Annotated in this window: 9 protein-coding genes; 5 read left to right on the forward strand and 4 right to left on the reverse strand. The window is 42.5% G+C overall.

Going from position 1 to position 13202, the window contains the following annotated elements; all coding sequences use genetic code 11:
* The first annotated feature begins 347 nt into the window (after window positions 1-347).
* The 3 genes from ACVBJC_RS18790 (at window position 348) to ACVBJC_RS18800 (ending at window position 2097) form a co-directional block, all read left to right on the forward strand.
* Entirely contained in the window at window positions 348-1055 is a 708-nt protein-coding gene (locus tag ACVBJC_RS18790) for a DUF445 domain-containing protein (RefSeq protein WP_447162451.1), read from the forward strand.
* A gap of 304 nt (window positions 1056-1359) precedes the next feature.
* On the forward strand, window positions 1360-1707 hold the full coding sequence (locus tag ACVBJC_RS18795) for a VOC family protein (protein ID WP_447162452.1): 348 nt from the start codon (window positions 1360-1362) through the stop codon (window positions 1705-1707).
* Between the two features lie 48 nt (window positions 1708-1755).
* Window positions 1756-2097, forward strand: a complete 342-nt coding sequence (locus tag ACVBJC_RS18800) for a 5-carboxymethyl-2-hydroxymuconate Delta-isomerase (protein ID WP_447162453.1) — start codon at window positions 1756-1758, stop codon at window positions 2095-2097.
* A 77-nt stretch (window positions 2098-2174) separates the two neighbouring features.
* Here the strand turns inward: ACVBJC_RS18800 and asnB are convergent, their stop codons facing one another.
* The 3 genes from asnB to ACVBJC_RS18815 form a co-directional block, all read right to left on the reverse strand.
* Window positions 2175-3839, reverse strand: a complete 1665-nt coding sequence (gene asnB, locus ACVBJC_RS18805) for an asparagine synthase B (RefSeq protein ID WP_447162454.1) — start codon at window positions 3837-3839, stop codon at window positions 2175-2177.
* 500 nt (window positions 3840-4339) lie between these two features.
* A complete protein-coding gene (locus ACVBJC_RS18810) occupies window positions 4340-5998 on the reverse strand; it encodes a M28 family metallopeptidase (RefSeq protein ID WP_447162455.1) in 1659 nt (552 codons plus the stop codon).
* 281 nt (window positions 5999-6279) lie between these two features.
* The gene (locus tag ACVBJC_RS18815; RefSeq protein ID WP_447162456.1) at window positions 6280-7026 is read right to left on the reverse strand and encodes an HAD-IIA family hydrolase; all 747 of its coding nucleotides are present in this window, start codon (window positions 7024-7026) and stop codon (window positions 6280-6282) included.
* Between the two features lie 312 nt (window positions 7027-7338).
* Between ACVBJC_RS18815 and ACVBJC_RS18820 the strand changes: the two genes are divergently transcribed.
* Together ACVBJC_RS18820 and ACVBJC_RS18825 are read left to right on the forward strand one after the other, a co-directional pair.
* Window positions 7339-8850 carry a DUF1254 domain-containing protein gene (locus tag ACVBJC_RS18820; protein ID WP_447162457.1) on the forward strand — a complete coding sequence of 504 codons (1512 nt, stop codon included), beginning with the start codon at window positions 7339-7341 and terminating at the stop codon, window positions 8848-8850.
* A 287-nt stretch (window positions 8851-9137) separates the two neighbouring features.
* Complete coding sequence (locus tag ACVBJC_RS18825; protein ID WP_447162458.1) at window positions 9138-11279, forward strand: TonB-dependent receptor; 2142 nt, start codon at window positions 9138-9140, stop codon at window positions 11277-11279.
* Window positions 11280-11443: 164 nt separating this feature from the next.
* On the opposite strand, the gene kch is transcribed toward ACVBJC_RS18825, so the two are convergent.
* The gene (gene kch / locus ACVBJC_RS18830; RefSeq protein ID WP_447162459.1) at window positions 11444-12658 is read right to left on the reverse strand and encodes a voltage-gated potassium channel protein; all 1215 of its coding nucleotides are present in this window, start codon (window positions 12656-12658) and stop codon (window positions 11444-11446) included.
* Window positions 12659-13202: the final 544 nt, after the last annotated feature.

Consider the following 13202-nt stretch of genomic DNA (forward strand, 5'->3'; position numbering starts at 1 on the left):
TTTTGTGGCAGAGTGTTTATTTCACTAACAAAAATCATACGTAGCATAAGTTGTTAATGGTCGATACTCACACTACTAATTTTAGCTTCATTATCGTGTAAATGATTCTGGTATCATAATGTTTTTTTAAAATGTAACGTTTTTATTAACGTACGAATAAATATGTTACAGGAGCCAGTTTCTGCGCTTTAGCTAGCAGTGCAACTTATGTTCATTGATGTTGCATGAGTCTTGACTATGGGCACGTGTATGGGAAGCAGATCAAATAAGCGTGATTAAACCTATTGCTTCAGGTCTTTCTTGGTTGATACCATAGCGCGTTTTTTATCTTGCTTTGGGGAATTAGCTTGAATAAGAGTGTTATCACCAATTTGATTGCAGCTATCTTTGTTGCTGTCGGCTATCTGTTTGCTTTACCGATTGTGTTAACTGTTGGCTTGTTTGCACTATCTGGTGCTGTGACCAATTGGTTAGCTATCCATATGTTGTTTGAGAAGGTGCCTGGGTTATACGGCTCAGGGGTTATACCCTCGCGTTTTGAAGAATTTAAAGCTGCAATTGCACACTTAATGATGAATCAGTTTTTTACGATCGAAAATATCGATCGTTTTCTATCAGGTGAGGGCGGGATTGAAAAGCAACTAAATCTGCAACCTGTTATTGATAAAATTGATCTGTCTCCGGCATTTGATGCGTTGGTGAGTACTGTGGCGCAATCGTCTTTAGGCGGTATGCTAGCCATGTTTGGTGGTACAGATGCGATAACGCCGCTGCGTGAGCCTTTTATCGAGAAAATGAAAAGCTCGTTGAGTGATATTGCCCAAAGCGATGACTTTTACGCATTAGTAAAAGAAGAGTTAGAGCAGCCCGATATGATTGCGGATATGCGCGTCAAGGTGGAAGAGATTGTGACCCAAAGGCTCGATGAGTTAACGCCACAACTGGTTAAAGAGATCATACAAGAGATGATCCGTGAACACTTAGGTTGGTTAGTGGTGTGGGGCGGTGTATTTGGTGGCTTAATCGGTTTAGCCGCGGCGCTTATCCAGAGCTAAATAAGCTAACATCATTAGCAAAGCGTTAAATTGAATTTTAGATTAAAGCTCTAAATTAAAGCTCTAAATTAAAGTTCTAAAGTAGGGAGCTGATACTGATTGGTATTAGGCTCCCTTTTTTATGGGGTATTTGTAAGCGTGTATTGCTCGCTTTAGCTGCTGTGATTTTAACCAGAATATGCTTTAATCACTGAGGCGTTATTTGCTGAGTTAAGCTTTTATCTAGGAACGTGTTTATTAAAAAGTCTTTTGTTAGTAAGCACAGAGCGAGTCATCATGGGTTAAGCATTCACAGGAGTGGCATATGCAGCACCATAGTATTAACTATCTTGAGATCCCAGTAAAAGAGATCAATAAGACTAAGGCTTTCTTTAATCAAGTGTTCGGTTGGGAGTTTATTGATTACGGCCCCGAATATAGCTGTTTTGTCGATGCGGGTATCGCAGGCGGTTTTTTTGTCAGTGAGAAGGCATTCACTATCGCCTCCGGTTCACCTCTTATCGTGCTGTACTCCAATCAGCTTGAAGAATCACAAACTAAAGTCATTGATGCAGGTGGGCAAATAAGCCAGCAAGTTTTTACTTTTCCTGGCGGACGTCGTTTTCACTTTCTGGACACGAATGGCAATGAATATGCTGTTTGGTCTGAGTAAGGCTTTATCCCCTTATTCCCCATACCCTAAGAATAAAAAGAGCAGACTATGCCACATTGCACCATAGAGTATTCCGCACCATTAGCCGAAGTGCTATCCATTGACGCTTTAGTTGCCGCCAGTCATAGAGGTCTTACTGAGTCAGAGTTGTTTGAGCCAAAAGCGATTAAGACGCGGGCCTATGCTTGTGATTATTTCCAAATCGGCGAGGAAGAGCAGGGCAGTTTTATTCACCTCAACATTGCTATCATGCCGGGGCGCACCGATGAGCAGAAGGCTTTACTGATTGAGCGGGTTTATGATGCAATTGCACTCATTACTGCAACGGTGAGTAGTGTGACTTTAGAAGTGGTCGATATTAAGCAGCATTACTTTAAAGCGTTAAACTGATTTTAGCATGACTGATTAATCTAAAGTGCAAAGCAAAAAGCCACTCATATGAGTGGCTTTATTGTGTTGAGTAAAGCTTAGTAAGCGCTGTCGTGTACAGATTGCACTGCACGGCCTGACGGATCTATGATCCCTTGCAAGCTTTCGTCCCAAGCCAGCGCTTCAGGTGTTGAACAAGCAACAGACTTACCACCTGGCACAGTTTCTGCCGCACTTGGCAGTGGGAATAACTCTTCAAAGAAGGTGCGGTAGAAGTATGCCTCTTTGGTTTCAGGTGTGTTGTATGGGAATCTAAACTTGGCGTTTGCCAGTTGAAGATCGTCCACTTTGTCTGCAGCATGATCTTTAAGGCCATCAATCCATGAGTAACCTACACCATCACTGAACTGCTCTTTTTGACGCCAAGCGACTTCTTTCGGTAACTTGTGCTCAAAGGCTTCACGCAAAATGTGTTTTTCAATCTTACCGTTTTTCGACATCTTAGCATCAGGGTTAGTGCGCATTGCCACGTCCATAAACTCTTTGTCTAAGAAAGGCACGCGAGCCTCAAGACCCCAAGCTGCCATGGCTTTGTTAGCGCGAAGACAATCGAAGAGGTGTAACTTATCCAGCTTACGTACTAGCTCTTCGTGGAATGCTTGTGCGTTAGGCGCTTTGTGGAAGTACAAGTAGCCACCAAACAATTCGTCAGCACCTTCACCCGACAATACCATTTTAATGCCCATGGCTTTAATCTTGCGCGCCATCAAGTACATTGGCGTTGCCGCGCGGATAGTGGTGACATCGTAGGTTTCTAAGTGGTAAATCACATCTTTAATTGCATCGATACCATCTTGAAAAGTAAAAGTGATTTCGTGGTGAATCGTGCCGATCGCATCGGCGACCTTCTTGGCTGCAATTAAATCGGGTGCACCTTCAAGCCCGACAGCGAACGAGTGCAGTTGTGGCCACCATGCGCTGCTTTCTCCGTCATCTTCAATACGGCGCTTAGCAAAGGTTTGGGTGATTGCTGAAATCACCGATGAATCAAGACCACCCGACAGTAATACGCCATAAGGCACATCTGACATTAATTGTCGCTTTACGGCTGCTTCTAGGGCATCACGTACATCTTCTGCGCTGGCAGGGTTGTCTTGCACAGCGGCAAAATCACGCCAGTCACGCTGGTAATACTGAGTCAGCTCGCCTTGTTCACTTGAAAGGTAATGTCCTGGGCTAAAGGTTTCTACCGTTTTACACACTGGCATTAACGCTTTCATTTCTGAGGCAACATAAAAGTTACCTTCAGCATCGCGCCCAGTGTATAGCGGAATGATCCCCATATGATCACGACCTACTAGATAAGTGTCTTTAGTTTTGTCGTAAAGTACAAAAGCAAAAATACCGTTTAGCTTGTCTAAAAACTCAGTGCCGTATTCTTGGTATAATGCCAAAATGACTTCGCAATCGGAGTTGGTTTGGTAGCTATATTTATCGCCTAATTCAGCTTTCAATTCTTTGTGGTTGTAGATCTCACCGTTAACGGCTAATACGATTGACTCATCCTGACTAAGTAGTGGCTGCGCACCATGTTCGATGTCAACAATGGCTAAACGCTCATGGGCTAAAATGGCTTTATCACTGCTGTAAATGCCAGACCAGTCTGGACCACGATGACGCAATAATTTGGACATCTCTAGAGCGACTTGACGCAGTGGAGTCGCGTCGGATTGAATATCTAAAATTGCAAAAATTGAACACATAGGTCACTCCAAAAAATTTCGGTCTTAAACTCAATTGAGTATTAATCTGCCATTGAAAATTGAAGAATACAAATCTGCTTTTGAATAATCATCGTTAAAAGAGGCTTCTTAGCTATCTAAAGTCTTATTTTTAAATGGCTGAAATGATGAATCGATATTTTAAAGGCTTTTGGCTTGTGTTATCCGCAATTTGAATGGGGCATTGTTAAGCTTGATTGGATATACGGTAATGCCGTTTAAATTAAAGTGAATTGAGCAAATTAATTGGAAAATCCGGCATTTTTGGGGATTATCTGCTCAGTTTTAGCATGATGTGGTTAAAAGCTTAAATTTAGGTTTGATAAAAATCACTCCTAGGTAGGCAAAAAAAACCGACAAGTGGGTGGCAAGTCGGCTGGTTGAAAACCTTCAAATGGGTAAAATGTTAATTGGTACTGCCTTAATTAAAGTGATTAAAGATTTTGTGTCTAATCGCTCAATTCACTCAATCGATATTTAATTTATTTACTGGCTTGCTCTAAGGTATCGTTGGCTGGGCGCAGCGCATTAAATTCTGTGCCCTTAAAATACCCTGGCCAGTCATTGTTGTTGCCTAACTCAGTTGCTGCTTGGTAATAGATGGCTAAATCTTCGAGGGCGCCAGATAGATCCCAGTCTTCACGATATTCATCACAGACATTGTGATAACAGCCTTTCATTTTTAGTTTCATGGCCGCTTTATATTGTGCAGTGGCCTCATCTATTGGCTGACTGCCGCCGCCAGCGAATACAGCGGGTACCCCTTCTTTGGCAAAGCTGAAGTGATCAGAGCGGAAAAAACCGCCAGACTCCGGATATTTTTCTCTTATCGCAATCCGGTTTTGGGTTTTTAAGGCATCAACAAGATAGTTCTCTAACTCAGATTTCCCTTTGCCAATGATAGTGTAATCACTGGTACGGCCATAGATATTGGTGCTGTCTAGATTAAATACAGCAACGGTTTTATCGAGTGGATAAACGGGATTTGATGCGTAATATCGTGAACCGAGTAGACCTTGCTCTTCACCCGTTGTCGCCACAAATGTCACGGAGCGGGCAAGGGGGTTGCCGCTATTAGCTTGCTTGGCAAACTGCCGTACAATTTCAAGGATCCCTGCCGTGCCAGAGGCGTTATCAAGTGCGCCGTTATAGATCTGGTCACCATCTTTGCTGGTATCGATACCAATATGATCCCAGTGAGCGCTAAACAAAATATGCTCATTTGGGCGGCTGTTACCCGGTAACGTTGCCACCACATTGTAACTATTGGCATATTGCGCTTTGTTTTCAAACGCAATTGATGCAGTTTGGTTAAGTGGCAGGTTAATAGGGCTTGCGGCTGCACGATCTGACACAGTGTTCAGTGACAACCCCGCGTTTTCAAATAGCTGGCTGGCAACGCGATAGGTGATCCAGCCTTCAACCTTTATTCGTTGCTTTTGTTCTTGTTCACTACGAACAAGATCTTGCTGAGCTCCGGTCCAGCTATTTTCTACCACTGACCAAGGATAAGAGGCCGGTTTTGTATCATGGATGATGATAGCGCCTAACGCACCTTGGCGGCTCGCTTCTTCAAACTTGTAACTCCAGCGACCATAGTAGGTCATGGCCTTACCATTAAACAGATCTGAGTCTGGCAGAGCAAAGCCGGGATCATTAACTAAGATCACCGCAATTTTCCCGTTCATATCCAAATCTTGATAATCGTTCCATTGATATTCGGGAGCATGAATGCCATAGCCGACAAAAACCAGCGGCGCATTATTGATATCGATGTTTGCAACATCGTGACGGCTACCCAGTACAACGTCTTGTCGATACTTCAGTGGTAAGTCACCTAAACGAATGGATTGTTGCTCAGATGCTGTGTAGGTCACCATAGGCACGGCTTGTAGATAATCTTTTCCGTTAGGTTTTTTAAGCCCCATTTCAGCAAAGGCATCACTTAAGTAATCTAAAGTTAGCTGTTCACCTTTAGTGGTGGGCGCGCGACCTTCGAATTCATCGGAGGCGAGGGTTTTGATATCTTGGCGGAAACGGCTTTCGTCGAAAGTGACGTCGGCTGGATTATTGACGTTAGCTGGGTGTTGACTACAGGCACTGAGCATCGAGAGTGCGCAGACTGAGAAAATTGAACGCATGAAGTGGTCCTATTATTGTTGTTTTAGACTTTTTTCGTTATTGAGAGGCATGATGGAGGAAATTAGCCCTCAATGGCAAGAGGGCTAAGTGATAATCTATTCGCTAAAATGTTACTTAATATTGCGCTATAAACGCCGGTGTTATAAGTTGATTCAACTTTAGATTCAACTTTAGATTCAACTTTAGATTCAACTTTAGATTTAGCTTTAGATGAGTAGCGCGCTGGGCCGCTAAACCAGTCAAAACCGGTTAATCGCCCTGCGCTTAGGTGCTTACACAGTTAGATAACGTCGATGTCCCCAGCGCAATTAAAGATATGATTGGGTCTAAATGGTTCTTTATCGATATCGCTTAAAGAGCTAACACCACTCGTTACCAGGATGGTTTCAAGTCCCGCTTGAAAGCCTGCAAGTATATCGGTGCGCATATTGTCACCGATGATCACGGTGTTTTCTGAATGCCCACCTATATGGTTTAGTGCTGAGCGAATGATCCAAGAGCTGGGTTTACCAACATAAAATGGCTTTTTGCCGCTGATCCGCTCTATGGGGGCACATAATGCACCGCAAGCAGGACTAAAATCTGGGCCATGGGTATCGGGGTTCGTCGCAATAAAACGTGCGCCTTCGCTAACAAACTTAGCCGCCTTATGGATCATATCCCAGTTGTAGGAGCGCGTTTCGCCAACGATCACAAAGTCTGGATTGATGTCGGTGATGGTAAACCCTGCTTTATACAGCTCGTGGGTTAATGCCCCCTCGCCAATCACAAAGGCTTTAGTACCTTGTTGATGTTTGAGAAAGTCAGCGGTCGCCATGGCAGCGGTGTAAAAGCACTCTTCAGGTATTTGAATTCCTGCGGCGCCAAGGCGATTTTGCAGATCTTTACCTGTTTGTACTGGGTAGTTGGTCAGCACTACGAGAGGGTTACCTTGTTCGACTATGCGGTGAATAAACTTATCACTACCAGGAATAAGCTGATTGTTGTGCAGTAACACTCCATCGATATCGCAAATAACATTTTTCATTTGACTCTCTTACTTCATATTAGTTTGCCGAATAACTGAGCTTTATCTAATGCTAAATGGAGTTGAAAAACAATGCTTTTACCAAACTTTTAGTGAGCTTTGTAGGGTTTCACTGATTTATTGCGATTATATGCTTTGGTTTATTTAGCAGTAGCCGAAGAGCTTATGTCAGTAACGCACTGACATAAAAGAAACTAATGCTGCTTATGTTGACCAAATCTTGAACACATATTAGGCTGGTAGGTAAAGGAATATGATGACGTATAAATAAGGAAGCCAATGAAAGCGAGTAATATATTCAGGTCAGTCAAGGTGGCAGTGTCTATAGCGTTACTGCTAGGGGGGGCAACCCGTTTAGCTGCAGCAGAAACACCGACTCCGGGCTATAACCACAAGATCCCCCAAAGCATTATGACGCCTAACAAGGTCGAAACGAGCATAGGTACTTTAGAGTTTCATGATGGTGCACCGACAGTGGAAACTAGCCGTAAAGTCTATGATAATCTTAATACCATTCGCGCGACGGAAACATTTTTAAATGCGATCCCGATGGCTTCTCTAGAAGCGTTAAGAATTGGTCATATGGATCTTGGAATAACGCAATCTAATCAAGTATTACTGTTTAATAAGTTGATGGACTCAAATTCGCTTTTCTTAACGGGTAATACTGACACCGTTTATGCCTCTGCGTTTTTAGATCTTGAGCGCGATGGGCCGACTGTGGTGGAGGTTCCCGCAGGAATGGGGCCAACAACGGTCAATGACGCTTTTTTTAGGTACGTTACGGATATGGGGATTGTAGGTCCTGACAAAGGCAAAGGGGGAAAATACCTTATTTTACCACCAGGCTATAAAGGTGACGTGCCAAAGGGGTATTTTGTATCTGAGTCAAAGAGTTATACCAACTGGTTTATTGCGCGAGGCTTTCTAAAAGACGGCAAGACGGACTCTGCTGTTGAGTCATTTGAGCAGTACCTTAAAATTTATCCACTTGCTAAGAAAAACCAACCTCCAAAAATGGTTTTTAAATCAGGTAGTGGCCTGGTATTTAATACCATTCATGCTAACACTTTTCACTTTTTTAAAGAGATCCATCCTGTTTTAGAAAAGGAGCCAGTCTCGTTTATAGAGCCACAGCTACGAGGGTTGATGGCCAGTATTGGTATACAAAAAGGCAAGCCTTTTGCACCTGATGATCACATGACTGCGCTACTCACTGATGGTGTCGCCATCGGTAATGCAACAGCAAGAGCTTTGATGTTCCAGCCAAGGGATGAGGCAACTTATATTTACCCTAATAGACTTTGGAAAACTGCTTTTATTGGCGGTGATTATCGCTGGTTAATTGATGATGGAGAGGGGGGGCGTAATCTTGATGCGCGTACTTATTTCTTCTATATGGCGACAGTGAATACGCCTGCAATGGCATTAAAGTTGATTGGTAAAGGCTCACAATATGCCATGTTAGATAAGTCAAAAGATGCTGCATATTTACACGGCAGTAAGACTTATAAGTTAACCATTCCCGCGAATGTACCCGCGAAAAACTTCTGGTCGGTGGTGGCATACGATACTCAAACCCGCTCAGAATTACAGACTGGACAGCCATTTCCTAGTCGGAATAATCAGCGTGATAATTTAAAACAAAATGCAGATGGTTCGGTTGATATTTATTTTGCGCCAGAGGCTCCCAAAGGCCAAGAGAACAATTGGATCCAGACTGTACCGAATAAAGGTTGGTTTATCTTATTGCGCCTCTATGGCCCGCTGGAACCTTGGTTTGATAAAAGTTGGCAGCCTGGTGACATTGTTGAAGTTAAGTAACAGTATCAAAAAGGTTTTATAGACTCAATCAACGAGTAAGTAGCATATCAGCGTTGGGTAATCCCCCTAACGCGATATGTTACTTTTCAATATCGCCCCCAGCATAAAAGCGATTTGCTGCAGTTCATAGTTCATAGTTCATAGTCTAAAGTTATCGAAATAACATCTCACCTCATCTTTAGTTAGTTTTGGACCAGCCTGATACCTTTGTAAATATTGTGTAAGTTCGTTGTCATCTGTAATTAAATGTTAATAATATTCATTCGCATTTAATTATGGAGAGACATGTGAAATTAAGTATTTTAGGGTTAGCAGTATTGAGTACTTTGGCAGCCACTTCGGTTTGGGCTGAGCAGAGTAAAGAGGGATCAAATCAATCTGAGGATATGGAGCATATTGTTGTAACCGCATCACCATTTGCACAAAAGTTAAGTGATACACCTAATTCTGTTTTTATTGTCACAGAGCAAGAGTTGGACATGCAGCGTGTTGTTGCGCGTAACCTGTCTGAAATGATCTCAAACCTCGTCCCAGGTTTTTCACCAAGCACAGAAACAATGTCGACTTTCGGCCAGAACTTTCGCGGGGGTAAAGCGATAGTGATGATTGACGGGGTGCTGATTTCAACGACATTGCGTGCAGGTGGTCGAGATCTACAATCAATTTCGGTTGACGTTATTGAAAGCATTGAGGTGATAAAAGGCGCAAGTGCCATGTACGGTAACGGTGAGGCTGGCGCGATAATCAATGTGATCACCAAAAAACCTACTTTGAATTTTGAGATGCAAACTCGTGTTGGGGTCGAGGCTTTTGCTGATGAATTATCTGATGCAGGTTATAGCATTTCACAACGCTTTTCGGGCACAACAGATTCAGATCTGGGCTACTTACTTAACCTATCAGGTAAAGATCGCGGTAATCTGTATGATGCTGATGGGGATCAATTACCCGGCGCACCTAATAGCCAAGGCGGCATGGGGGATGCAGATGAATATGATCTGTTATTTAAGCTTGAGCAAGAATTCGATTCAAGCCGTTTAGCCTTGTTGGCACATCATTATAATATCGAAAATAAGCTGCATTATAAACGCAGTGTAAATGATGAAAATGGCCTAGTAGAGATTGATAAAAGTGGCCCATATAGCGGTGCGAACCCAAAAACTAAACTTAGCACTGTGCAACTCACCTATGAGCATGATGATTTTCTAGATCAACAACTCAGTCTCTCTACTTATTACAGTAAGGTGAATGTTGGCTATGAATCCGCGTCTGAAATAGTGTCTAAGCGCAGTGGCTTTAAAGCGGCGATGCAGTGGACAATTAACGACAGAAGTCGTTTGGCCTACGGTATTGAATATGGCCGTGACAATACGGAGCAGGGCAGAGACCGTGATGTGATGACAGAGACCAATGTCGAAGGTAGTGTACTAATGCAATCACAATATGTTTGTTCCATTTGTGATTTAACCGAGACAAAACTAAGCCCATTTGCTCAGTACTGGCAGCAATTAACTGATGATGTCACCTTGCAGCTTGGTTTGCGTTACGAAAACTTTGAAATTGAAGTGCCAGATTATCAGCGTTACAAAAAAGGTGTGTTGTCAGATAAACAGGGCGACACCTTAACTTATGACAAGCCTCTGATTAATCTCGGTCTAGTCTATAGTATTGCCGATAGCACCGATATTTTTGCTAGTTTCTCGCAAGGTTATTCTCATGCCGATATGCGTATGCTTAGAGACATGCCGGTAGACAGTGTGGCCGAGTTTTCAGATGAAATTCCAGCAACGCAAACTAACTACTATGAAACCGGTTTACGTTATGACAGTGAACGCGTGCAAGGAAGTTTGTCATTTTTCTATTCAGATATAAAAGATGGATATGCGTATGATTATAATGTCGATGCACTAGCCGTTAAGCGAGTCGCGGCGGTGATTGTTGCCGATGAAAAAATTTGGGGCTTTGAAGCGACACTCGATCACCAAATTAACCAAGCAATTAAGCTTGGTACTACAGTGTCCATGTCTGAAGGTAAACGTACCAATAGTGAAACGGGCATTGATTACTGGATGAATGGCACCAGAATTACACCGATTAAGGCCTCGATTTATGGGGATTACCGTTTCAACGATATGGCATCAATGCGTTTACAGGCCAATTATGTCGGCGATAGGAACAAAAACAACCAAGAAAGTGATGCGGGATACAGTTACTACGAATCACCATACGAGGGATATACCTTGGTTGATTTTATTTCAACTCTTGATACTGACTTTGGGCGCTTTACCTTCGGTATTGATAACTTGCTCAATACCGACTACCAGCCGTTGGTTTCACAAATGAACAAAGAGGTTGTTTGGCAGCAGTACCGAAGTCAGTTTTCAGGTTACGGACGCCGCTTGGCGCTGGAGTACAGTATCAATTACTAAACGCTTGCTAAAGGTTATAAATGAGGTAAAGCCTAGCCCCCAGGATAGCACCCCAAGTTGAGCCTCTACTTGGGGTTTTTTAGTTATATGCTGTATTGATAACACAAAAGAGTGAGGCTGAAACCTACAGTGGCGAGTCACAAACCTTACTGCTTAGCACAGTGCTATAAATCATTCTTAGAGGGTATACCGTGTGCAGAATTGAGTAACAGTTCTGCCAAATCATTATTATCCATCGCTTCACCATTTAGCATTCGCGCTAGTACTTCACTACCAAATAGTTGTGGTGACAGTAATACGTCTGGTTGAACTCTTTGAATTTTAGTTAGATTCTTACTGTCATTGACTATGATGACTGTTTTAGCTTTGGCACTTAAGTCTTTCGCCGATAAAACGATAAAGGCATTGTCGGCATCATTATCCGTTAGGGCCAAAATGGCACGACATTGTTCTAACCCAGCTTGTTTAAGCACGGCTGTATCGCTGCTATCTCCAGAGATAATATCAAACTTACCTTCTAGGCTTTGCTCAATTATTTCAAACTCATCACTGGGTCTTACAGTGATAATGGTGACCGCCAAGCCTCGCTGATGCAGCTTAATAATGGTATTGGTCGCCATGGCGGAAGTGCCACATACAATAAAGTGATCCTCTCTTTTCATGGTGTGTTTTTTCCCTTGTATAAGTTTGTTTAAACCATTGCTAATGAAAGGGCCAAAAATCGTACTCACTGACGTTGCAAATACGGCAATCCCGGCAATAATCATCGAAATAGTAAAGAGTCGTGCGGTTTCCGTTACGGGTAAGATATCGCCATAACCTACAGTGGTCATGGTTACCATAGCAAAATAAAATGCCGTACTTAAGTCTGTTATTTTGGGCGAAAATCCATCACCAAAATACAAGCTACCGTAAGTCGAATAGATGATCAAAATGACAAAACTAATGACAGAGACAATACCTGCGGCGGTTGCACTACTGCGATTAAAATCCCGACTCAAGAGCAATAATAAGATTATGCTGAAGCAACAAAAAGCAATATTGAATTGGAGGTGAGAGTAGTAATGTAAAGTGAAAACTAAGGTTGTTAGTAGCAGTACAAGGCTCATTACCCAGGCGACGCGCGCGCGAAATAATAAACCAATAGAATTTAGCAGTAAAAACACCCCAAGCATAAACCAAGGTGCGTTAGTGAGTACTGTAAAGTTAATATCTGCAAGGTGTGAGATCTGCTGCGGGTTAAAGAGCTGATCTGACATGCCGTAAACAGTGCTAAATATTAACAAGCTATTAAGCAGTACAGTGATTGCACTGAGCTTATAACGCTGATGCTGCCATATCAGCAGACTTTTATGACGCCACTCATTGAATGTTATCAAAACGAACTCAGCCTAGGTTGTCTATATGATAGTGGTTTAATGTGTAAGCTATATGTAGGTGTTACATATAATTTTAACGAAATAACTTTGTGTAACGATTATAGATTAAATATCTGAATTTGTAGGTTTAGTTGCCTACCTTTATTGAGCGAACCAGAGTAACAGATGTTTGCGTCGTTTAAAATGGAACTGAAAAATTTTAGTGCGGGCTAGTTCACGAGATAGAAAAGCTAGCAAGGCGGGTGAGTCAGATACCAATTCTATGATATTTGAGGGCATGTTGATGAACATATACATATTTGATTTAAGGTCGATGTAACCGAGTTGTGGAATGAGTTGGTGTAAAGGTGCTTGCAAAAGTCTCACTATCACTCTAGAGCGTGCTCGATATAGTGAGGGGCATTAATAAGTTTGAGAAAAAACATTCTAGGACAAGACACAGTTAATAAAAAAGGCACCTCTCGGTATAATGCCGATCATTTAGCAGTTTATTGATCGGTTGACCGATCTTTATAAGATGGCAAAATCCGAGTGTTTTTAAACA

The sequence above is a fragment of the Shewanella sp. 0m-6 genome, from assembly GCF_052977325.1.

Excerpts from the sequence above, each read along its gene's own strand:
- ACVBJC_RS18795 (WP_447162452.1), top strand. The coding sequence starts at position 1,360 with ATGCAGCACCATAGTATTAACTATCTTGAGATCCCAGTAAAAGAGATC.
- ACVBJC_RS18800 (WP_447162453.1), top strand. The coding sequence starts at position 1,756 with ATGCCACATTGCACCATAGAGTATTCCGCACCATTAGCCGAAGTGCTA.
- asnB (WP_447162454.1), bottom strand. The coding sequence starts at position 3,839 with ATGTGTTCAATTTTTGCAATTTTAGATATTCAATCCGACGCGACTCCA.
- ACVBJC_RS18810 (WP_447162455.1), bottom strand. The coding sequence starts at position 5,998 with ATGCGTTCAATTTTCTCAGTCTGCGCACTCTCGATGCTCAGTGCCTGT.
- ACVBJC_RS18815 (WP_447162456.1), bottom strand. The coding sequence starts at position 7,026 with ATGAAAAATGTTATTTGCGATATCGATGGAGTGTTACTGCACAACAAT.